At 67.7% G+C, this 22,887-nt stretch carries 15 protein-coding genes and 1 other RNA gene; 8 read left to right on the plus strand and 8 right to left on the minus strand.

The window, feature by feature from the left end; translation table 11 throughout:
- Positions 1-32 precede the first annotated feature (32 nt).
- Positions 33-854, minus strand: coding sequence for a GNAT family N-acetyltransferase (locus BN2503_RS03995; RefSeq protein WP_054255355.1), 822 nt, complete (start codon positions 852-854; stop codon positions 33-35).
- A 134-nt stretch (positions 855-988) separates the two neighbouring features.
- Between BN2503_RS03995 and BN2503_RS04000 the strand changes: the two genes are divergently transcribed.
- Positions 989-3,196, plus strand: a complete 2,208-nt coding sequence (locus tag BN2503_RS04000) for a sensor domain-containing protein (protein WP_054255356.1) — start codon at positions 989-991, stop codon at positions 3,194-3,196.
- Between the two features lie 50 nt (positions 3,197-3,246).
- Here BN2503_RS04000 and BN2503_RS19915 read toward each other — a convergent pair whose 3' ends face one another.
- Positions 3,247-3,618, minus strand: a complete 372-nt coding sequence (locus tag BN2503_RS19915) for a hypothetical protein (RefSeq protein WP_139235380.1) — start codon at positions 3,616-3,618, stop codon at positions 3,247-3,249.
- Here BN2503_RS19915 and BN2503_RS04005 point away from each other — a divergent pair.
- Positions 3,596-4,630, plus strand: coding sequence for a porin (locus BN2503_RS04005; protein WP_054255357.1), 1,035 nt, complete (start codon positions 3,596-3,598; stop codon positions 4,628-4,630). The genes BN2503_RS19915 and BN2503_RS04005 overlap by 23 nt on opposite strands.
- Before the next feature lie 133 nt (positions 4,631-4,763).
- Here BN2503_RS04005 and BN2503_RS04010 read toward each other — a convergent pair whose 3' ends face one another.
- From BN2503_RS04010 to ppa, 3 genes are all read right to left on the minus strand, one after another.
- Entirely contained in the window at positions 4,764-6,530 is a 1,767-nt protein-coding gene (locus tag BN2503_RS04010) for a methyl-accepting chemotaxis protein (protein ID WP_054255358.1), read from the minus strand.
- A 67-nt stretch (positions 6,531-6,597) separates the two neighbouring features.
- Entirely contained in the window at positions 6,598-7,104 is a 507-nt protein-coding gene (locus BN2503_RS04015) for a chemotaxis protein CheW (protein WP_054255377.1), read from the minus strand.
- 239 nt (positions 7,105-7,343) lie between these two features.
- Positions 7,344-7,880 carry an inorganic diphosphatase gene (gene ppa, locus BN2503_RS04020; RefSeq protein WP_054255359.1) on the minus strand — a complete coding sequence of 179 codons (537 nt, stop codon included), beginning with the start codon at positions 7,878-7,880 and terminating at the stop codon, positions 7,344-7,346.
- 259 nt (positions 7,881-8,139) lie between these two features.
- Here ppa and BN2503_RS04025 point away from each other — a divergent pair, with 259 nt between their 5' ends.
- The 5 genes from BN2503_RS04025 to BN2503_RS04040 all read left to right on the plus strand — a co-directional run bounded on the left by BN2503_RS04025 (position 8,140) and on the right by BN2503_RS04040 (position 14,925).
- Entirely contained in the window at positions 8,140-10,215 is a 2,076-nt protein-coding gene (locus BN2503_RS04025) for a sodium-translocating pyrophosphatase (RefSeq protein ID WP_054255360.1), read from the plus strand.
- Between the two features lie 133 nt (positions 10,216-10,348).
- The gene (locus tag BN2503_RS04030; RefSeq protein WP_054255378.1) at positions 10,349-12,664 is read left to right on the plus strand and encodes a DUF1631 family protein; all 2,316 of its coding nucleotides are present in this window, start codon (positions 10,349-10,351) and stop codon (positions 12,662-12,664) included.
- 105 nt (positions 12,665-12,769) lie between these two features.
- Entirely contained in the window at positions 12,770-14,023 is a 1,254-nt protein-coding gene (locus BN2503_RS04035) for a GNAT family N-acetyltransferase (protein ID WP_054255361.1), read from the plus strand.
- A 34-nt stretch (positions 14,024-14,057) separates the two neighbouring features.
- Positions 14,058-14,154: signal recognition particle sRNA small type (gene ffs / locus BN2503_RS19260), an RNA gene on the plus strand.
- Between the two features lie 162 nt (positions 14,155-14,316).
- Positions 14,317-14,925, plus strand: a complete 609-nt coding sequence (locus BN2503_RS04040) for a hypothetical protein (RefSeq protein ID WP_139235381.1) — start codon at positions 14,317-14,319, stop codon at positions 14,923-14,925.
- A gap of 41 nt (positions 14,926-14,966) precedes the next feature.
- Here BN2503_RS04040 and BN2503_RS04045 read toward each other — a convergent pair whose 3' ends face one another.
- From BN2503_RS04045 to BN2503_RS04055, 3 genes are all read right to left on the minus strand, one after another.
- Positions 14,967-16,325 carry a TIGR03862 family flavoprotein gene (locus BN2503_RS04045; protein ID WP_054255363.1) on the minus strand — a complete coding sequence of 453 codons (1,359 nt, stop codon included), beginning with the start codon at positions 16,323-16,325 and terminating at the stop codon, positions 14,967-14,969.
- Positions 16,326-16,423: 98 nt separating this feature from the next.
- Positions 16,424-19,777 (minus strand): UvrD-helicase domain-containing protein, encoded by a 3,354-nt coding sequence (locus BN2503_RS04050; RefSeq protein ID WP_054255364.1) that lies wholly within the window; start codon positions 19,775-19,777, stop codon positions 16,424-16,426.
- On the minus strand, positions 19,770-22,313 hold the full coding sequence (locus BN2503_RS04055; RefSeq protein ID WP_054255365.1) for a PD-(D/E)XK nuclease family protein: 2,544 nt from the start codon (positions 22,311-22,313) through the stop codon (positions 19,770-19,772). The genes BN2503_RS04050 and BN2503_RS04055 overlap by 8 nt, the downstream gene beginning before the upstream one ends.
- 103 nt (positions 22,314-22,416) lie before the next feature.
- Here BN2503_RS04055 and trxA point away from each other — a divergent pair, with 103 nt between their 5' ends.
- The gene (gene trxA / locus BN2503_RS04060; protein ID WP_054255366.1) at positions 22,417-22,749 is read left to right on the plus strand and encodes a thioredoxin TrxA; all 333 of its coding nucleotides are present in this window, start codon (positions 22,417-22,419) and stop codon (positions 22,747-22,749) included.
- Positions 22,750-22,887 lie beyond the last annotated feature (138 nt).

Below are 22,887 nucleotides of genomic sequence, written 5' to 3' on the forward strand. Positions count from 1 at the left end.
ACCGTCATAAAACGGTCACTCAACAAAGACACTCAACCAAGAAAATGGCGGCGGTAACGTGCGGGCAAGTCCGCCATGCGCATGAACATGGGCAGGTCCGCCGTGTTGAAATCCGGGTCCCAGGCAGGCGCACCCAGCACACGCGCGCCCAGGCGCAGGTAGCCCTTGATAAGCGCTGGCGGCTCCACGGGCAGGTTGCCGTTGAGCTGCTGCACCGGCAGCGGCAGGCGCGGGCGCACGTGGTGCTCGATAGGGGCCAAATGGGTGTGGCGCAGTTGCTCCCAGATGCTGGCTGCCACGTCGCCGCTGACCACGCCGTTGTGCAGCATCGGGATGCTGGCGCAGCCGATCATGGCGTCAAGCCCGTTGCGCACCATGAAATCCGCCAAAGCCCCCCACAGCGCCAGGATCACGCCGCCATGGCGGTGCTCCGCATGCACGCAACTGCGCCCCAGCTCCACCATGCGGGGACGCAGCGCACGCAGCCGCGTCAGGTCGAACTCCAGGTCGCTGTAGGTACTCCCTACCCGGCGCGCCTGGGCAGGCGTGAGCACGCGGTAGGTACCGATCACCTCACCGCTGGCCAGGTCGCGCACCAGCAGATGCTCGCAATAGTCATCGAACAAGTCCACGTCATGGCCCGCAATGGCGGTATTCAGGCGCGCCCCCATCTCCTGCGCGAAGATGGAAAACCGCAACCGCTGAGCCTGCCGTACCTCATCGAGGTGCCGCGCCCAAGTCACTTCCAGGCCGGGACACGCCACAGGCCGCGCACCCAGAGCCATGCCTGGGCGGTGAAGTGACCCCCTGGGCAAGGGCGACAGCGGCAGCGTGGGATTAGGCAGTTCGTTCATCGGGACTTCTCCTTCGGCCCTGTGGCCGTGCCGCCAGTGTGGTGCGGCGCCATGACAACACCGTGACGGCACCAACAGACCGATCGAATACAATTTGGCACATCTCTTGCAATTACCACGCTTTCTCCCCGTTCATGTACCACCCGGTTGAGGTCTCGGAAATTTCCGGACCGGTCGTTGGCACTTCCCTGCAACGTACCTTGCGCGAACAGCAAACCCTGCTGGACAGCGCCGGGGTCGGCATCGTCTTCATCCGCAACCGGATCGTGGTGCATTGCAACCAGCGTTACGCTGAAATCTATGGCTATGCCAGCCCACAAGAACTGCTGGGGCATAGCAGCGAGACCCTGCACCCCAATCGCGACGCTTTCCGTGCGCTGGGGCGTGAGGCCTACACCACCCTCTGCGAGGGCCAAACCTTCCGCTGCGAGCGCCAGATGCGCCGGCGCGACGGCACCCTGTTCTGGGCCAGCCTCACGGGCCGCCTGATCAACCCCCAGGACACCCGCGAAGGGTCCATTTGGACCGTCGACGACATCGACGAACACAAGCAGACGCAGGACCTGTTGCGCACCATCCAGCTGGAAAAGCAGGTGCTCTTCGACCAGGCCATGGTCGGCATCGTGTTCCTGCGCGAGCGCCACCTCACCCGCTGCAACCGCCACTTCGAGCAGATGCTGGGCTACGAGCCTGGCGAGCTGATCGGCAGCCCGTCGCGGCGCTGGTACCGCAGCGATGCCGAGTGGGAAGACGCTGGCAAGCGCTGCTACGCCCCCTTCGCCCAGGGGCAGTCCTTCGCCGGCGAAGTCACGCTGTGCCGCAAGGATGGCACGCCGGTGGTCTGCGACGTCCGAGCCAAGGCCATGGGCGCACAGGGCTCGGTGTGGATCGCCATGGACATCACCGAGCGCAGGCGCGCGCAAGAGGCATTGGCCAAGGCCCACGAGGAACTGGAGCGCCAGGTGCGCGAACGCACGCGCGAGCTGCACGAGACCGTGGTCGACCTGCACCGCGAGATCGTGGACCGCAAGGAAGACCAGGACCGCATCCACTGGCTGGCCCACTACGACGCCCTGACCGGCCTGCCCAACCGCACGCTGCTGGCCGAGCGCAGCCAGCAGGCCATACGCGAAGCGGCCAGCGCCGGCACGCCGCTGGCGGTGATGTTCATCGACCTCGATCACTTCAAGCACGTCAACGACTCGCTGGGCCACCGCGTGGGAGATGCGCTGCTGATCCAGATCGGCAACCGCCTGCGCGCCGTGGTGCGCGAGTACGACACCGTGTCGCGCCTGGGCGGCGACGAATTCGTGCTGCTGCTGCCCGGCGCCAACGCGCAAGGTGCCGCACGCGTGGCGGGCAAGCTGCTCGAAGCCTTCCGCCAGCCTTATCAGATCGGCCACCACGAGCTGACCATGGCGCCGTCGATGGGCATCGCCCTGTACCCCAGCGACGGACAGGACTTCGACGCCCTCACCCAATCCGCCGACGTGGCCATGTACCGCGCCAAACGCGACGGCCGTGCCACGTTCCGCTTTTTCACGCCCGAAATGCAGGCGCAGTCGCTGCGCGCGCTGCAGCTGGAAAACGCCCTGCGCCGCGCCATGGAGCGCCAACAGCTGGAACTGCACTACCAGCCGCAGATCAACATCGCCACCGGGCAGGTGCGCTGCGTCGAGGCGCTGCTGCGCTGGACCCATCCCGAGCTGGGGCGCATCTCCCCGGCCGAATTCATTCCCGTGGCCGAGAACAGCGGCCAGATCCTGCAGATCGGCGAATGGGTGCTGCGCACCGCGCTGGCGCAGCTGCAAGCTTGGCGCGCGCAAGGGCTGGACCGCATCAAGGTCGCGGTGAACCTCTCGGCCATCCAGTTCCACCAGCCGCAGCTGCCCGAGATGGTCAGCCGCCTGCTGGCCCAGGCTGGACTCCCGCCCGACGCGCTGGAGCTGGAGCTGACCGAAGGCGTGGCCGTGGCCGACCCGCGCGCCGCCATGACGACCATGCAGCAACTGCGCGCGCGCGGCGTACACCTGTCGATGGACGACTTCGGCACCGGCTATTCGTCACTGAGCCAGCTCAAGCATTTCCAGCTCTACAAGCTGAAGATCGACCAGTCTTTCGTGCGCGATCTGGAGCACGACAGCAACGACCGCGCCATCGTCAGCGCCATCATCCGCATGGCCCAGGCCCTGGGCCTGCAGACCACCGCCGAGGGCGTGGAAACCGCCGCGCAGCTGCAGTTCCTGCGCGAGCAGGGCTGTGACGAGGCACAGGGCTACCACTTCAGTCCACCGCAAGCCGCAGGACAGATTGAATCGTTTTTGCTGCAACGTTGCGTATAAAGGCAAAAGCGCCTCTAACGCTTTTGCAGCAAGCGCTAGCAGCTCCTTTTTCAATAGCACCCAGCACCAAGCACCCGGCCACCGAGGTGAAACCGCGATTCAAGCGCCACGGGCCCAGCGCCGTCCGGAACGGCTACGTGCAAGGAGCAGGGTGCTGCGCCTCCCACCGCGCCCTGGCGCGACACGCATGGTGCTGCGTGGAACTCTGCCGACCCTTCATTTAGTAACTTTGTTTCAAACACAAGCCTGCCAAGCCACCACTTCGGTGCCCCTGCCCCACCTTGGGGCATAACGCACCAAGGTGTCATTTTGATGGCAAGAAAGCAACAATTGCTTTCAGTAAGCGCATCTACTGCAATAATTTCGTCGTAATTTTTTTTCTTGAACGGGAGTTTTTTCATGAAGAAGTCGTTGATTGCCATGGGCGCCGCCCTGGCCTGTTTGGGCACCGCCCACGCCGAAAGCTCGGTGCAGCTCATGGGTCTGATGGATGCCTACGCCGGCTCCGTGCGCATGGCGGGCGACGCCGACCGCACCAGCGTGGTCGGCTCGGGCGGCCTGACCACTTCGTGGTTCGGCTTCAAGGGCACCGAAGACCTGGGCGGCGGCCTGAAGGCCGGCTTCCTGCTGACCTCGTTCCTGCGCGTCGATACCGGCAGCCCCGGCCGCTTCAACCCCGACCCCTTCTTCTCGCGCGACGCCAGCGTGAGCCTGTCCGGCGGCTTCGGCTCCGTGGCCCTGGGCCGCGGCATGGCCCCCAACTTCCTGCCCACCATCCTGCTGAACCCGTTTGGCGATTCGTTCACCGTGTCGCCCCTGGTGCTGCATGCCAACATGTCCACCGTCGGCTGGCCCGCGGGCAACCTGACGACCCCGGCCGATACCGGCTGGAGCAACCAGATCACCTACACCACACCCAGCTTCGGCGGCCTCAAAGCCAACCTGCACTACCAGTTCGGCGAGCAAGCCGGCAACTCGGGCAAGAGCAACATCGGCCTGAACGTCATGTACTTCGGCGGCCCGCTGACCCTGATGGGCTTCTACGAGCGTGCAGACATCAGCAACCCCGTGCCTCCCAACAGCCTGATGAACCGCAAGTCCGACTGGATGCTGGGCGGTGCATACGACTTCGGCATGGCCAAGGCCTACCTGACCTACGGCCAAGCCAAGGTTGACGCCACCGACTTCACCGGCAAGACCTTCTCGCTCGGCGCCGAAGTGCCGGTGCTGAACAAGGCCGGTGCCATCAAGGCTGCCGTGGCCCGCACCAAGGCCACCACCGGCCCCGGCGAAGCCACGCGCACCACTGCTAGCCTGGGCTATGACCACTTCCTGTCCAAGCGCACCGACGTGTACGCCGTGGGCATGTACGACAAGGTCACGGACCTGTCGTCGGGCACGAGCTTCGTGGTGGGCATCCGCCACCGCTTCTGATCCGCAGTACCGCGGTAAAAAAAGCGCGGGGCCCCTCGGGGTCTCGCGCTTTTTTGTTTTGGCTGCTCTTTTTTCAAGAGCATCCAGCGCTTGCTGGACGCCCTCCAAAGCCGTTTTTCAACCAAGAACAGGGTTAAAAACTCTCCCAATCGCCCTCATTCGCCGTGCTGGCAGGCTTGGGTTTGGCGGCAGGAGCCGCCAGCGGTGCGGCTGGCTTGGGTGCCGGCACCGCTGGCGACTTGACCGCCGCCGCGGGCTTGGTGGAGAGGCCCACCTTTTTCGCGGGTGCTGCGGCACGGGCCACGGGCGCGGCCACGCGCTGCGGCACGGGTGCATGCGCTGCCGCCGCATGCTGCTGCGCCAGGCGGAACACCGCCACAGCACCCACCAAGTCCTGCGCCTGCTGGTTCAGGCTGGCCGCCGCCGCTGCACTTTGCTCCACCAGGGCCGCATTCTGCTGCGTGGCATGGTCCATTTGGGTCACGGCTTCGCCCACCTGGGCCACGCCGCTGGCCTGCTCGCTGCTGGCGGCGCTGATTTCGCCCATGATGTCGGTAACGCGGCGGATCGCTGTCACCACCTCCTCCATGGTCGAGCCCGCCTGGTCCACAAGCTGCGAGCCCTGCTCCACGCGCTCCACGCTGGCGGTGATCAAGGATTTGATCTCCTTGGCCGCATCGGCACTGCGCTGTGCCAAGGAACGCACCTCTCCCGCCACCACAGCGAAGCCCCGGCCCTGCTCGCCCGCGCGTGCCGCCTCGACGGCGGCATTCAGTGCCAGGATATTGGTCTGGAAAGCGATGCCGTCAATCACGCCAATGATGTCGGCAATGCGGCGCGAGCTGTCGTTGATGCCGCGCATGGTGTCCACCACCTGCGCCACCACCTCGCCACCGTGGGTGGCGACGGTCGAGGCATTCAAAGCCAGTTGGTTGGCCTGGCGTGCGTTGTCGGCATTCTGGCGCACGGTAGAGCCCAGCTGCTCCATCGAAGCGGCAGTCTCCTCCAGGGCGCTGGCCTGGCTCTCCGTGCGTCCCGACAGGTCACTGTTGCCCTGGGCGATCTCGGCGCTGGCGGTGGCGACGCCCTCGGCGTTGCTGCGCACCTCCGAGACCACTGCCGCCAACTTGTCGCGCATTTCTATCAGGCCCTGCAGCAACTGGCCAATTTCATCGCGCGAACGGACACTGAGGGAAACAGCCAGGTTGCCGTTGGCGATTTCGCGCGTGGCACGCACGGCTTCGTCGACCGGCACGGTGATCAGCCGCGTGATCCACCACCCCAGTGCCACGGCCACGGCCACGGCCAGCGCCAGCCCAGCGCCAACCATGGCCCGCGCCGCATCGTAGGACGCTTGCGACGCCTTGTAGGCCTTGTCCGCGCCATCGGTATTGATTTTGGCAAGCCGGCCGATGGTCTCGGCCATGGCGATAAAGGCTTTTTGCGAATCCCCGTACAGCAGCTTTGCGGTGTCGGCCTGCGCCCCGCCCTCCTTGGCCAGCGCCAAAAGCTGCGCTTGCACCTTCAGGTAGGCCTCGCGCGACTGCTTGAACTCCTCGTAGGTCTTGACCTCCTGTGGCGTGACCATCGGCGCATACACCTTCTCCTGGTCCGCGAGGATCTTGTCAACCGCCAGCACATCCTGCGCCAGCCGCGCCTTTTCCTCGGGGGACTCGGACAAGGCCAAACCAACTTCGCTAGCTCGCAGGCGGTTGGCGGTGGCCCGCATCTCCCCCAATATGTGCACGCTGGGCAGCCAGTTGGTTGCGATATCGTGCGTGTCCTCATGGACATCGCTGAGCTGTACCAGTGCCAGCACACCCACCAGCAGGCTCAGCAGAACCATGGCAATGAAAGCCAGGCCCAGTTTCATACCGATGCGCAGATTGGAGAATCCCATTTTGGCGCCTCACATTTCCTACAAGGCCTAACGAATACAAAAAGTGGCCTGGCTTCGGCTCAAAAACTCACGCCGTGGCCACTGCTTTGACGAGGCCCATTTCGCTGCTGCTCAGCAGCGACTCGATATCCACCACGATCAGCATGCGCTCGCCCACCGAGGCGATGCCACGCACGAACGCCGAGTCCACCTGGCTCTGGAACTGGGGGGCAGGCTTGATGGAGTCGGCCGTCAGCGCCACCACATCGGCCACGGCATCAACCACCGCACCCAGCACCGTGCCCGCCACGTTCAGGATGATGACCACAGTGAAGTCTGTGTAATCGGCCGTGGCGCAATGCAGCTTGAGGCGCAAATCAACGATGGGCACGATCACGCCGCGCAGGTCAATCACGCCCTTGATGAAATCCGGCGCATGCGCCATGCGCGTGGGCTGCTCGTAGGAACGGATTTCCTGCACACGCAGGATGTCGATGCCGTACTCCTCCGTGCCGAGTCGGAACGTAAGGTACTCCGAGGCGCTGCCGGCGGCGGCCCCCGTGCGTTGCGTGGAAGACGGGGAGGATGTAGCCATGTCGATGTCCTTCAGGATGCACAAAAACTGCGATGGGCCGCACAGCAAGGAATGCGCTGCACGATTTGCAACATTTTGGCCGATTTTCCAGCGCCTGCAGCCCTGTTACGAACCCGTAGCGCACCGGCAACCCCTACCAGCCAAAAAGAAAGAGCATGCGTGCCACGGGGCACACATGCTCTTTCTTTCATAGCTTCTAGCGCTTGATGGATAAGCGCTGGAAGCCATTTTTCATGCCATCAGGCCTGTGCCTTCAGGTAGTTTTCAGCGCCGTCGAGTATTTCCTTGTGGGCGGCATCGATGCCTTCCCAGCCCAACACCTTGACCCACTTGCCCTCTTCCAGATCCTTGTAGTGCTCAAAGAAGTGACTGATGGCCTTCAGGCGCATGGGGTTCACGTCCTCCACGGTCTTCCAGGGCTCGTACATCTTCAGAATCTTGGTGGTGGGCACAGCCAGCACCTTGCCGTCAATGCCGGCCTCGTCTTCCATCTTCAGAATGCCCAGCGCGCGGCAGGGCACCACCACGCCGGGGTGCAGCGGGTACGGGGTGATCACCAGTACGTCCACGGGGTCGCCGTCACCCGAGAGGGTCTGGGGCACGTAGCCGTAGTTGCAGGGGTAGTACATGGCCGTGGTCAGGAAACGGTCCACGAAGACGGCGCCCGACTCCTTGTCCACCTCGTACTTGACGGGATCGGACTCGGCCGGGATCTCGATCACCACATTGAAGTTTTCAGGAAGGTTCTTGCCGGGCTTGACGTTGTTGAGCGACATGGGTTTGGGGGTCTGAGTAAGGATGTGGAGCGCATCGCGCCAAAGCTGCCACGCTGCGGCCTTGGTGCGAAACGGCCACGGATTTTAGGCGCTCGCGCCTTGCACCTTGCTTGCAGTCGCCAGTTTGGCGTTAAATGGCTGCGTTGGCCAATCGTCTCGCCCCATGCCTCCCATCCGGCGGAGCACGAGGAAGCAACGCAGCGGAAGCAATTTCCACCGGCGTTGCTTCCACCCGTGTACCCCTTTTTGGAGACCGAGTATGGCGGCATCGACGGCATTGACTTCCCCTCTGATACTGGCCCTGGTTTGCGGATTGCTCGCGGTGGCCTACGGCCTGTGGGCGCGCGGCTGGATCTTGGCCAAGGACGCAGGAAACCCGCGCATGCAGGAGATCGCCGCCGCCATCCAGGCGGGTGCTGCGGCCTACCTGGCGCGCCAGTACAAGACCATCGCCCTCGTCGGCGTGGTGCTGGCGCTTTTGATTGGGGCCTTCCTCGACGCCACCACGGCCATCGGCTTCGTGGTGGGCGCCGTCCTCTCCGGTGCCTGCGGCTTCATCGGCATGAACGTCTCGGTGCGGGCCAACGTGCGCACGGCCCAGGCCGCCACCCAGGGCATGGGACCAGCGCTGGATGTGGCGTTTCGCGGCGGCGCCATCACCGGCATGCTGGTGGTGGGGCTGGGGCTGCTGGGCGTCACCGGCTTCGCCTGGTTCCTGCTGGGCCGTGCCGGGTCGGATGCCTCGCTGGCCGGCACGCTCAATCCGCTGATCGGCTTCGCTTTCGGCTCTTCGCTCATTTCCATCTTCGCGCGCCTGGGCGGCGGCATCTTCACCAAGGGCGCAGACGTAGGCGCTGACCTGGTGGGCAAGGTGGAGGCCGGTATTCCAGAAGATGACCCACGCAACCCCGCCGTCATCGCTGACAACGTGGGCGACAACGTGGGCGACTGCGCCGGCATGGCCGCCGACCTGTTCGAGACCTACGCCGTCACGCTCATCGCCACCATGGTGCTGGGCGCGCTGCTGGTGGGCACGGCCCCTGCGGCGGCCGTGGCCTACCCGCTGGTGCTGGGTGCCGTGTCCATCGTGGCATCCATCATTGGCTGCTTCTTCGTCAAGGCCAGCCCGGGCATGAAGAACGTGATGCCCGCGCTGTACAAGGGCCTGGCCATCGCCGGCGCGCTGTCGCTCGTCGCCTTCTGGTTCGTCACCGCCTGGGTAGTGCCCGACAACGCGCTGGGCGCTACGGGCGCGCAGGCGCGCCTGTTTGGTGCCTGTGCCACGGGCCTGGTGCTGACGGCCGCGCTGGTGTGGATCACCGAGTTTTACACCGGCACGCAGTATGCGCCGGTGCGTCACATCGCCCAGGCCTCCACCACGGGGCATGGCACCAACATCATCGCGGGGCTGGGCGTGTCGATGCGCTCCACGGCCTGGCCGGTGCTGTTCGTGTGCATCGCCATCGTGGTGTCGTACGCGCTGGCCGGGCTCTACGGCGTGGCGGTGGCGGCCATGTCGATGCTCTCCATGGCGGGCATCGTCGTCGCCCTGGATGCCTACGGCCCAATCACCGACAACGCCGGCGGCATCGCCGAGATGAGCGAACTGCCCCCCAGCGTGCGCGACATCACCGACCCGCTGGACGCCGTAGGCAACACGACCAAGGCCGTGACCAAGGGCTACGCCATCGGCTCGGCCGGCCTGGCGGCGCTGGTGCTGTTCGCCGACTACACCCACAAGCTGGAAAGCTACGGCATGGCCGTGCGTTTCGACCTGTCCGACCCCATGGTCATCGTCGGGCTGTTCATTGGTGGGCTGATCCCCTACCTGTTCGGCGCCATGGCCATGGAGGCCGTGGGCCGCGCCGCAGGCAGTGTGGTGGTGGAGGTGCGCCGCCAGTTCCAGAGCATCCAGGGCATCATGGAAGGCACGGCCAAGCCTGAGTACGGCAAAGCCGTGGACATGCTGACCAGTGCCGCCATCAAGGAAATGATCGTGCCCAGCCTGCTGCCCGTGGCGGTGCCCATCGTGGTGGGCCTGCTGCTCGGGCCGAAGGCCCTCGGAGGCCTGCTCATGGGCACCATCGTCACCGGCCTGTTCGTGGCCATTTCCATGTGCACCGGCGGCGGCGCCTGGGACAACGCCAAAAAGTACATCGAAGACGGCCACCACGGCGGCAAGGGCAGCGAGGCACACAAGGCCGCCGTCACCGGCGACACGGTGGGCGACCCTTATAAGGATACGGCCGGCCCCGCAGTGAACCCCCTCATCAAGATCATCAACATCGTGGCGCTGCTCATCGTGCCACTGGTGGTCAAATTCCATGCGGGTTGAAGTGGTTTGAGCACAGCGCCTGGGAAGGGGCGGGCAGCAGGGGTGTTACCCTGCGCCCTTCCCAGCCGCGAGTGCGCATCTGATGGCAGCAGGCGGCATACGATGGCGCACGCCGGCATTTATCCAGACGATGATGGACGCGAAACACGTCACCCCCTCTCCCCCTGCCGACCTCGGCACCGCGCTGCACCAGCGCCTCATCCATGACGTGCTGACCGACTCCAGGCATTTCATGGAGCACATCGCAGAGGCCGCGCGCCAGTCTCTGCGGGCGCGTGAAGACATGGCGCGCACGGCCGGTGAGCACCAGGCCATGCTCGAAGCCCGCCAGCGCCTGTCGCAACTGGCCCCCGTGATGTGCGAGCGCTACCCCACCGCGCTGCGCAACGCGCTCGACCAGGCAATCGCCCAAAAGCAGAAATCCACGCGCGCGCTGTCCAGCATCCATTTCGACGACCTCGAACTGATGGACGAAACCCAGATCAGCGAGAGCGTCGAGCGTGCCCGTGCGCAGCAAATGCTGGCTGCCGCGGTAGATGGGCCGCAGGCTGATTTCGACGCCCTCATGAGCGCGGCCCAGGGCCTGACCACCGTCCGCCCCGAGCACAACCCGCTGCGCCCGGAGGTCTTCTTGCAGGCGCTGCAAAGTGTGGTGGCGCAAATGCAGACCACCAACCAGGTGCGGCACGACTGGATGGGCCACCTGGCCCAGGCCCTGGGCAGCGAACTGCGCAAGCTCTACCTGGCGCTCATCGAAAGGCTGCGGCAAGGCGACGTCCGCCCCGTGGGCTTCGCCATGCGCCAGTCCAACGGAAAGTACGTCTATCTCGCACCCTCTGAAGGCAACATCGCGCCAGGCTTCGGCCCCGAGAAAGAGGAAGACGCACCACAGGCCGCGCAGGCCGACGCGCGGCTCACGCTCGACCGCCTGCGCCGCCTACTGCTGGGCGAACTCACCGAGGCACCTGCGCCAGCCCCGGCCGCGCAGGAGGACTTCGCCGAGCGCTTCTCGCGCGAGTTCGAGGGCCCCGGCGCCTTCCCCGCGCTGGAGCCGCCCAGCACCGACTTCGCCGCCACCGTGCCCGCCGCCTTCGAGGCACTGCAGGAGATGAACCAAGTCGACCACATGATGCAACGCCTGGGCGAGCAGCGCGCCCAGCCCGGCGGCGCAGCCGGCTACGCCGCCCTGCGCCAGCACCCGGGCGGGCTGGGGCAGGCCTTGAGCATGGAAGTGGTGGCGCTGATGGTGGACAACATCGCGCGCGACGAGCGGCTGCTCTGGCCCGTGCAGCAATTCATCCGAACGCTCGAACCGGCCCTGCTGCAACTGGCCCTGGCCGACCCGCGCTTCTTCAGCCACAAAGACCACCCCGCCCGCCGCCTGCTGCAGGAAATCACCAACCGCAGCCTGGCCTTTCCCCACACCAAAGCGTCCGGATTCGACAGCTTCATGCAGTCGCTGCTCCAGATCGCCGGCAGCCTGGCGACCGCCGACATCGACGGCCAGGCGCCCTTCGAGCGAATTCTGGAGGAATTGAAGGCTGCCTGGGCCGAAAGCGAGCAGGCGCGCGAACGCGAACGGCAGCGCGCCATCGAAGCCCTGCAGCACGCCGAGCAGCGCCACCTGCTGGCCGCGCAGATGTCGCGCGAGATCTGGCTGCTGCCGCAGATGGACAAGGTTCCCGGTGAAATTTCGCGCTTTCTGCTCGGCCCCTGGGTCAAGGTCATGGCCCAGGCACGCCTGACGGACCCGACGGGCAATGCCGACCCGGGCCGCTACCGCGAGACCGTAGACGCCCTGCTCTGGAGCGCGCAGCCCGAGCTGACCCGCGCGAACACCAGCCAGCTCGCGCGCTTGGTGCCCAAGCTGCTGTCCAAGCTGCGCGAAGGCCTGGCATCCATCGACTACCCGCCCGCGCAGACGCACGCCTTCTTCGACCTGCTCATGCAGTTGCACCAGGAAGCGTTCCGCCCCGCGCCGGCCGCAGCGCCCCGCCCGCCACAGCCGACCCTGCCGCCCGCCGCCACTGGCACGGCGCCCTCCCGGCCGGCGCTGCCGCCGGACGACGAGCCCTGGATCGCGCCCTCGGAAGCCAAGGAGTCCGGCTTCATGGACGTAGCGCCAGACCCACAAGCGCCCCCCGCCACCAACGACACCAACGACACCGACGGCGCGCCCAAGGCACCGCCCCTGGATATCGGCACCTGGGTAAACCTGCGGGTGAACGGCCAGTGGGAACGCATGCAGTTGTCCTGGATCGGCCCGCACAACACGCTCTTCCTCTTTACCGGCGCCAGCGGCCGTACCCAGTCGATGCCGCTGCGGCTGCTCAACCGCCTCATCGAACAAGGCACCATGCACGTGCTCACACAGCAAACCGTGGTGGACAGCGCCCTCGATGCGGTGGCGCAAGCCGCCATGCGCAACAGCCTGGACAGCACGCGGTAAGCGCACGGGCTGCAAACTCCTATTTCCATAGCAGCTAGCGCTTGGTGGATAAGCGCTAGCGCCATGTGAAGCGGTGACAACGTAACGCCTCCGGCTCTGAGGGGCATGCCCGCGCCCCTCTTGGCGGCGGACGGGTTTGTGGCACGATGGGTCCATCGGCATCCCCTCGAAACGCCCTTGCCTGCCCACGAACTGCGCATTGCGGACAGCCCAGCCGCCCTCTCTCCCGCCGCCTGGGACGCTTTGCTCGCCACCCAGCCGCTGCCTACGCCATTCATGCGCTATGCCTATCTGGCCGCGCTGCACGACAGCGGCAGCGCCACGCCGCGCACGGGCTGGGCACCGCGTTTTTTCACGCTGTGGCAGGGCAACGAGATGGTGGCCGCCTGCCCGCTGTACCTCAAGAGCCATTCGTATGGCGAATACGTGTTCGACTGGGCCTGGGCCAGAGCCTACGAGGAACACGGCCTGCCCTACTACCCCAAGGCGGTGGTGGCCGTACCGTTCACACCCGTGCCGGGGGCCCGCCTGCTGGCGCGCGACGCCAATGCGCGCGCCCTGCTGGTACAGGCCATGCGCCAATGGTGCGCATCGGAAGGCATCTCCTCCCTGCACGTGCTGTTCGCCAGCGACGACGACCTGCAGGCCTGCACGGCCCAGGGGCTGATGCAGCGCCACACGGTGCAGTTCCACTGGCAGAACAACGGCTACACCGACTTCGACGGCTTCCTTGCCAGCCTGGCGCAGGACAAACGCCGCAAGATTCGCCAGGAACGCCGCAAGGTGCGCGAGGCAGGCGTTACGTTCCGCCGGGTGCGCGGCACGGACATCACGCCGGCCGACTGGGACTTCTTCTACCGCTGCTACGAACGCACCTACCTCGAACACGGTAACCCGCCCTACCTCACGCGCGACTTCTTCACCCGCATGGCTGCGCACATGCCGAACAGCTGGCTGCTGTTCATCGCCGAGCGCGACGGCCGCCCGATTGCTAGCAGTCTGATAGCTGTCGGCGCTTCTCCTTCAAGCGCTGGAGACCAAAAAGACCCTGAAAACCTGGTGGCCTACGGCCGCTACTGGGGCGCGCTGGAGCGCGTGGACTGCCTGCATTTCGAGGCCTGCTACTACCAGCCGCTGCAGTGGTGCATCGGCCACGGCGTGCAGCGTTTCGAGGGCGGCGCGCAGGGCGAGCACAAGATGGCACGCGCCCTGCTGCCTGTGTCCACGGCAAGTGCACATTGGCTGGCCCACCCGGCCTTTGCCGACGCGGTGCAACGCTTCCTGTCGCGCGAGGGCGAAGGCATGACGCAATATCTCGAGGCGCTACAGGCGCGCAACCCGTTCAAGCCAGCAGGCTGACCGCCTGTGCTCTTTTCGCCTACAATCCTTGGCTGACGGGCCTCCTCGCATGGGGAAGCGGCCAACCGGGTCAGGTGGGGAACCAAGCAGCCCTAACCGTGGATACAGTGCCGGGGGTAAGGCTCGTCAACTCCCCCTCCTCCTTCTGCCTATGCACGCACGCCCACGCTATGGTGCGGAGCGTCTTTCTGTGCACGCCGCTACAGCTCCAGCCCACCGTCGTTGTTAAGCGCATGGCGGCCACACAGCAGGCCTTGCCGCACTAAGATGGTGTTGGTATGGACCGGGACACCATGTCAACATACGCTACGCCCAGGGTCTGGCCCTGGTGCATCGGCAACCGCCTGTGCGGGCTGCTGGCCTGCATGGCGTTGCATGTCCTGGCGTCCGACACGGCCCCCCCCGCCGAACCGCCCCTGCTGCCCAGCACCCGCGACCGGCTGGAGATGTCGAGCGACCGCAACCCCCTGCCGCGCAACACAGCCCTGCGCGTGGACGTGACGCGCTGGCTCGGCAGCGGCACCGGCGGCAGCCTGGGCCTGTCGCTCGGCATGGCGACGCAGACCAGCACCTCGGTGCCGGCGCTGGCCATGACCGAGCCCATCTGGGAACCCACGCTGGGCGTGCACTGGCGCGCGCCACTGGGCGGCAACATGTTCCTGGACCTGTCGACCTGGACGCGCGCGCCCTACCGCAGTCAGACACCCGATGCCATGGACATGATCTGGCTCAACCGCCAGCCCAACTACGGCACGCGCGTGGAGGTGCAATGGGCCTCGCCGCGCTTCGGCGGGCTGTTGCCCGAGTTCGGTGCCATCGGCGTCAAACTCGAAGGCGATTCGCAGCTGCTGCTGCGCACACGCTCCGGCGGGCCCATGCTGTACTACCGCACGAAGTTTTAAGTGTTTTCAGGCCCCAGCCCTTGTGCAGCAAGCGCTGACAGCTATTTTTTCTGCAGCGCCAGCCAGCGTGCCGCACCCTCGCCAGCCGCACGCCCCGTGGCGCAACTGGCCGTGAGCAGGTAGCCACCCGTGGGCGCCTCCCAGTCGAGCATCTCACCCGCGCAGAACACGCCGGGCAGGGCCTGCAACATCAGGTGACCATCCAGGGCCTCGAAGGCCACGCCGCCCGCGGTGCTGATGGCCTCCTCGACCGGCCGCGGCGCCACCACGGTAATCGGCAGTGCCTTGATGGCCTGCGCCAGCAGCGCCGCATCCTGCATGCCATCCTTGCCGAGCTGCTCGTAGAGGACCGCGGCCTTGATACCGTCCAGCCCCAGGCGCCCCTTGAGGTGGCTGGAGAGGCTGCGCGCACCCCGCGGGTGGCGCACCTCGGCCAGCACGCGCTCGGGCGTGTGGCTGGGCAGCAGATCGAGGAAAAAAGTGGCATGGCCGTGCGCCGCGATTTCGTCGCGCAACAGGCTGGAGACGGCGTAGACCAGGCTGCCCTCCACGCCCGTGGCCGTGGCGACGAACTCGCCGCGCCGCGCAAAAGCCCGGCCATCGCTGGCGGTAAACGACAGCGCCACCGACTTGAACGGCTGGCCCGCATAGCGTTCGGCGAAGAACGGCGTCCAGCCTACGGCGGGTGCAGGGCCGCGCCCGATCAGTTCGCGGAAGAAATCACGCCGTGTCTCGCCCACGGGCGCATCGACGCGCGGCACGTCAAAGCCGCAGTTGGCCGGCTGCAAGGGCGCGATGTCCACCCCCTTGCCCGCCAGCAGCGGCACCCAGGCCGCGTCCGAGCCCAGGCGCGGCCAGCTTGCGCCGCCCAGGGCCAGCACCGTGGCGCGCGCGGCCACCTGCCGCTCGCCCTGGGGTACGGCAAAGCGCAGGGCGCCATCCTGTGCCCAGCCCAGCCAGCGGTGGCGCATGTGGAACTGCACGCCCAGACCGCGCAGCCGGTGCAGCCACGCGCGCAGCAGCGGGGCGGCCTTCATGTCGGCAGGGAACACGCGGCCCGAAGTGCCTACGAAAGTGTCCACACCCAGCCCCTGCGCCCAGGCGCGCAGATGCTCGGCGCCAAAGCGCTCCAGCAGCGGCGCGATCTGCGCGCTGCGCGCGCCAAAGCGCGCGGCGAATGGCGCGAATGGCTCGGAGTGCGTGAGGTTCAGCCCGCCCTTGCCCGCGAGCAGGAACTTGCGCCCCGCCGAGGGCATGGCGTCGAACACGTGCACGGCCACGCCCGCCTGGGCCAGCACCTCGGCCGCCATGAGGCCGGCCGGGCCGGCGCCGATGACGGCGGCGTCGCAGATAAGAGGAAGAGAGGGAGAAATGAGAGGTTCTGTCAATGCATCGGGCATGGGCCGATCATCCCACCATCAAGCGGCGGCGCGGCCTTTGTCGCCTTTGTCCCGCTACGCCGTCATGTGGCACATGCTGGCGCCCTGCCACGCTCTGCTCAAAACAACGTGCCCTGCACCGGCGCAGCCAGGGGCTGCACGGCCGGTGCCGGGGCATCGTCCCCTTCGGGCACCCGCACCAGCCGCCCTTCTCCGCTCAGAAACGCCGCGCCCACCACCTCGCCCGGCACCTGGGCCTGTACGGCCGCGCGGTAGCGCTGCAGCTGGGCGATGAGCTGGGGCTGGCGCTCAGGCTGGGCGGCGCTCTTGTAATCGAGCACCCACCAGCGCGCGCCCTCGCGCGGCGCGTGCAGGCGCACCAAGCGGTCCAGGCGCAGGCTTTGCCCCTGGTACATCAGCGGCGCCTCATTCACGGCCAGGGCCACGGCGGCCTCGTCCCAGGCCCAGGCGCCCTCGCCCTGCACGATGCGCCGCGCCATGGCGGCGGCGGCCTCGGCCGCTTCGGGCGGCAGGCTGAATTCGCGTGCCAGCTGGGCGGTGCGCTGCGCGCCCCAGCCCTGGGTGCGGGCCTGGTCCAGCGGCAGGCCGGCCACGCCCACGCGCTCCAGCAGGGCGTGCATGGCACGGCCCTGGCGCGCGGGCAGGTCATCGGTCTCTTCCACGGGGGCGGGCTGCGCAGCGGCGGCACGCTGAAAGGGCAGCTCCAGCAGGGTGAAGGGCGCTTCCTGCGCCGCACCGGCGCCGGGCTGCGCGGCCAGGGGGTCGGCATCGTGCTGCATGAGCGGTGCCAGGCGCGCCCACCAGCTGTCCGGGTTGGCGCCACTGGCCTGCACGCACGACAGCGCCAGGCACTGCTTGGCCCGGGTGACGGCAACGTAGAGGGTGTTCAGTTCCTCGCGCTGGCGCTCGGTCATTTCTGCGGCCAGGGTGTCCTGGGCGCTGGCGGGCGGGCAGGATTCGCTGGCCAGGAAGATGAAGCGCCGCGGCAGCGCCTGCTCGCCCGGCCAGTCCACCAGCACGGCCATGGTTTCGGCCTTTTTGCCGCGCGCGTCGGTGTCGAGCAGCAGCACGCTGTGCGCCTCCAGGCCTTTGGCGCCATGCACGGTGAGCAGGCGCACGGCCTGGGCGTCGGCGCGGCCGGGGGCGGCCATGCCGCCCTTCTTCATGGCGCGCACGAAAGCGTAGGGGGTGAGGTAGCGCCCGCCGTCCTGCTGCAGCGCGCAGGCCAGCAGCGCACGCAGGTTGGCCAGCACGCTGGCGCGCTGAGGCGCGGGGGCGCAGGCAGCAAAGCGCGCCAGCACGTCGCCGTGCTGGTAGATGGCCTGCAGCGCATCGTGCGGGGGCAGGTGCGCCACCCATTCGCGGTACTGCGCCAAATCGGCCGCCAGCGCTTTGCAGTCAAGCGCTAGCAGCTCCTGTTGTTGTAGCAAGTCGAACCAGCTCAGGGCGGCGTGCTCGGGCTGGCGGCGCAGCACCGCCAGGCGGGTGAGCAGCGCGTCGGGCACGCCGAACAGCGGCGACTTGAGGGCGCGCGCCAGCGCCAGGTCGTGCGCGGGCGAGACCAGTACGTCGAGCAGGGCCACCACGTCCTGCACCTCGGGCGCTTCGCTGAGGTCGGCCTTTTCCGGCTGCACGCAGGGAATGTGCAGCGCGCGCAGCGCCTCCTGCATGCTGGCCAGGCGGTCGCGCTTGCGCGCCAGCACCATGATTTCGTGCGCCGGCACGCCCATGGCGATGCGCGCGGCCACCCATTGCGCGGCCTGGGCGCACTCGCGCATGCGCAGGGTTTCTTCGGCCTCGTGGCGCGGGGTGGTGAGGCTGTCGCGCCAGGCTGGCGGGGCGGCGTCGGCGTCGTCGCTGGCGTCATCGGTCTTGGCGATGGGCGGCAGGCGCAGCAGCTCGCCTGCATGGCCCGATTCCGTGGTGTGGTTGCGAAAGCCGCTGTATTGCTGCTGGCCTTGCGCCGCCTGCATAGCGGCGTTCACGGTGGCGATGATGCCGCGCGCATTGCGCCGCGTGTGGTCGCAGGCCAGCAGGTCCCCCCCCAGGCCGTCGCGCACGAAGGCCTGGGCGGCTTTGAACACCTGCGGCTCGGCGCGGCGGAAGCGGTAGATGCTCTGCTTGGGGTCGCCCACGATGAACACGCTGGGTGGGCGCTGGCCGCTGGCGCCGCCGCCGGCGCCGGCGTAGGCGGCGAGCCAGGCGTGCAGCGCCTGCCACTGCAGCGGGTTGGTGTCTTGGAATTCATCAACCAGCAGGTGGCGCACACGCGCGTCCAGACGCTCCTGCACCCAGCCGCTCAGGGTGGGGTCAGACAACATGACCAGCGCCGTGCGCTCGACGTCGTTCATGTCCACCCAGCCACGTGTGCGCTTGAGCTGAGCGAACGCGGCGATCAGGCAGCGCGCCAGGCGCGCCAGGCGCTGCTGGTGCTGCCAGGCTTCGTGCTGGGCGCGCGCCGCACACAGTGGCAGCAGCTCGGCCTCGGCCTCCTGCGCGGCGGGGAACTTCTCCAGGTTCTTCGTCAGCCGGTCTTCCTTGGCAACGAAGAAGGCCTTGCGCAGGCGGTCCAGGCGCTCGTCCAGGCGCGTATCGAGGCCATCGGCGAAGGCATCGACCACGGCGTCGGCGGCCTTCTGTGGCGTCTTGGCGCTCTCGGCGCCCAGTTGCTTGGCCCAGGCCAGCCAGCGCGCGCGTGCTGCCTCACCCGCCAGCGCCTCGGTGGGCGCGGCCAGGCCGGCCAGGCGCGGAAACTGTTCGCCAAACGGTGGCACCGAGGCATCGACGATGCCCGCGGCGTCGGCCAGCTCGAACTCCACGCGCTTGGCCAGCGCTGCCTCCAGCGCCTTGTGCGTCTGCGCGCGGCCATGGCGCGCCACAGTGGCCTCATAGTCGGCGCGCAGCCCGGCGTCTTGCAGCACCGCCGCGAGGAAGGGCCGCCAGACCTCGCGCACGGCCTCTGCGTCGTCCTCCAGCAGTTCGTAGTGCGCGGGCAGGCCGCGTTCCTGCAGCAGGGCCAGCGGGGCCGTGCCCAGCAGCGCCGCGAACCAGCTGTGAAAGGTGCGGATCTGCATCGGCCGGCCGCTGGCGAGCAGGGTTTGGTACAAATTTCGGAGCGGCTCGCGCAGCTCCCGTGCGGCCTGGGGGGCAATTCCGCGTGCCATCAGCTCTTGTTCAAGCTGTGCGGGCGTGGCGTGGGCGAATTGCTCCAGCCACTCCTGCAGGCGCTGACGCATCTCGCCCGCCGCCTTCTTGGTGAAGGTGATGGCGAGGATTTCATGCGGCGCGCAGCCCTCCAGCAGCGCGCGCAGCATGCGCGAAACCAGCACCCAGGTCTTGCCCGCGCCCGCGCAGGCCTCGACGGCGACGCTGCGCTGCGGGTCGCAGGCAATGGCGTAGAAGGCCTCGCGCGAGACGGGCTGGCCGTTGTGTTCGTAGGCGGCGTCATGCATTCCAGAAATCCTTGCGGCACAGGCCGCGCACGGCACACCACTCGCACACACTGCCCTCGCCCAGCGCAGGCAGCGGCGCGCCCTCGGCGATGCGTGCCATATCGCCCAAGATGCCCTCGATGAGTTGGTCGCGCAGCGCCACCACGTCGGGCTGTTCGTGCAGCTGCGTCTCGCCGCGCTCGCCCACGTTGACGTAGGCAGCGCGCAGGTGGTCGTCGGGCATCAATGCGGCGTAGAAGGCGAGCTGCGTGTCTTCGCCGCCAGCCTGGATGCGCTGGCGCGTGACGCTGTCGCTTTCGGTCTTGTAATCGATGACCAGGGGGGCGCCTCCCGCCATGTCCACGCGGTCGAGCGTGCCCACCAGCTCCAGCGCGCCGAGCGGCTGGCGGGTACGCACCTCGGCTTCACGGAAGGTGGCGCCTTCGGCTTCATGGCGGGCCAGCCAGTCCAGGTAGCCGCTACGCAGCGCCGGCCAGCCGCTGGCGTAGGGCAGAAAGTCGGCCTCGTGCAGCCGCAGGTCGCGCGTGGCGCGGGTGGCGGCTTCGTCCATCAGCGTGACGCGATCGGCCTCGGGTGCATCGCGCAGCGCTTCGTGGAAGTGCTGCAGCACAGCGTGCAGCCAGGTGCCGAAGTCGCGCTTGTCCAGCGTGGCGTCGAGCTCATCCGACTCCTGCAGCCCGAGCAGGCGCAGCGCGTAAAAGCGGTAGGGGCAGTGGCGCAGGTCGGCATAGGCCGAAGCGGAGAGCCGCGCCAGCGGCAGCGCCGCGCCATCGGGGCCCGGGCGCGCCACGGGCGTCGGCGCCACGTGGCGCGGAACCCGCGGGTCGACGCAGTCTTGCGCCCCCTTTTCGGACTGCCCGGGCTGCTGCAGGGCCAGCACCAGTGGGCTGGCCAACAAGGGCTCACCGCCCTCGCTGGCGCGCCAAAGGATGTCCACCCGGGGCTGGCCCAGGGCATGGGCCCAGGCGGCACGCTGGGCCGCTTCCAGCGCAGCGCGTGTGGGCAGGCCCAGGGCCTGGCGCTGCGCGGGCGTCCACTGGCCGGGCGGTTCGGGCGCGGCCTGCAGGCGTTTCTCGTCGCAGCCCGGCAGCACCAGGGCGGCGAAGGGACGGCCCAGCAACTGCGACAAGGGCAGCACAACCACTTCGGCCGGCACACCCGGCGCCCCTTCCGGCTTGAAGCGCGCGGCCTCCAGGACTTCATCGACCCAGCGGGTGAACGACTGCAGCGAGAACACCGGGCCAGGGACCTCGTCGAGTACGCTGCGGGCGTCCGCCGCATCGCCCAGGCGCAGCTCCAGGAGCACGCGCGCGCCAGCGGCGTCCGCCGCCAGCGGCTGCCACTGGCCACTGGCCTGCAGCAGCGCTTGCAGGGCCTGCATCCAGTCGGCCAGGGAGCGATCGGCACGCAGCGGGCGGCGCAGGGCCTCGATCTGTGCCAGTACGGCCGCCACTTCGGGCGGTGCCGCAGGCGCGCCGCTGGCCACGGCATCGCGCCACGCGGCAAGGGTGTGGCGGCGCAGCCATTTCTCCAGCGCACGCTGGGCGAGCTCGGGCACGGCAGGCATTTGCTTGACCCAGTCGAGCACGGCGTCGGTGCTGGCGCTCCAGGCACAGGCGCGCAGCGGCGCCAGCACCTGCGCAGCCGCCCGGGTGGTGGAAAGCGTCCAGCCGTTCTCGTCGCGCACGGGCTGGTGCGTACCTGCCAGCAGGGCACCAATGCGGCGTACCAGGGCGCGGTCGGTGCTGGCCAGCGCGACAGGCACACGGCCCGCCTGCACGTGGGCCAGCACGCAGGCGGCGGCACGCTGCGCCTCATCCTCGGCGTCCTGCGCGGGGTGCAGCGCCAGCTCCCCGGGGGGCTGCGCAGCGTGCAAAGGCCAGGCCAGGGCACATGCGCCCCAAATGGCGCGCAAAGCGCCTGCCAGCGGGTCAGGCTGAAAGCCCTCCAGCACCACGAGCGCATCGACAGCAGCGCGCACGCCAGGCTCGAACAGTACGTCGCACGCATGGCGCGAGGCGGCGACCCACTCCAGCGCGATGCGCGCCACCACGGCCTCGTAGCGCAAGGTGCTGCCCTCCCCGGCCAGGCCCAGCAGCGCCCGCTGCGTTTCGGCCCAGGCCGCGCGCTCCGCCGGGGAAATGGCGGCTGCCACGGGAGCCAGCTGGGTGGCAGCCTCCAGCAGGGGCGCGGCCAGCATGTCCTGCTCAGCGCCCAGGCCAGCCTGCGCCAGCAGGCTGCGCGCCGTGAGGCTGTCGCGCGCCACGTCCATGGCCAAGTCAAGCCCCTGGGGAACGAAGCCGCCGAGCTGCTGCGCCCAGTTGCGCGTGGTCTCGAAACGCGGTGCAAACCCATCGGGCACGCGCTGCGCCCACTGGCGCTGCGCTTCGGCCATGAGCTGTGCGTAGGGTACAAGCACCACGGTGCGCGCCGGGTGCGCGCCGGTGGCCTGAATGTGGGCCTGCACGGCATCCAGCGCATGCGTCCACAGGGGATCGCAAGCCGCGTTGGCATCATTTTTCGCTATGACTGTCATAGCGTCTGGCGTTGCAGGCACAACGCTGGGCGGGGGATTGGTTTCTGTCACAATGCCCTGAATTTACCTTTGTCTATCCACCTCTTCGCAAGGAAATTCCCCCATGGCCAGCGATTTGATCAAACATGTCTCCGACACCAGCTTCCAAGCCGACGTGCTGCAATCTGGCACCCCGGTGCTGGTGGACTACTGGGCTGAATGGTGCGGCCCATGCAAGATGATTGCCCCCATCCTGGACGAAGTGGCGGGCGCCTACCAGGGCAAGCTCACCATCGCCAAGATGAACGTGGACGAAAACCGCGAGATTCCCGCCAAGTTCGGCATTCGCGGCATTCCCACGCTGATGTTGTTCAAAGATGGCCAGCTTGCCGCGACCAAAGTGGGCGCCATGAGCAAAGCCCAACTGACCGCTTTCATCGACCAGCAACTGGCCTGATGGCGTCTTGCGCACCGGCCCACAGGCCGGTGCGGCCGCGCAGAGTCCCTCGCGCTTGGCAGCGCATCCGATTTTCCTGTCATAATCCTCACTGATCGTCCTGCCGCACCGCATCCAGCGGCTGATTCCAGATCACAG

Origin of the sequence: Paenacidovorax caeni, assembly GCF_001298675.1 — a bacterium.
Taxonomy (GTDB): domain Bacteria; phylum Pseudomonadota; class Gammaproteobacteria; order Burkholderiales; family Burkholderiaceae_C; genus Paenacidovorax; species Paenacidovorax caeni.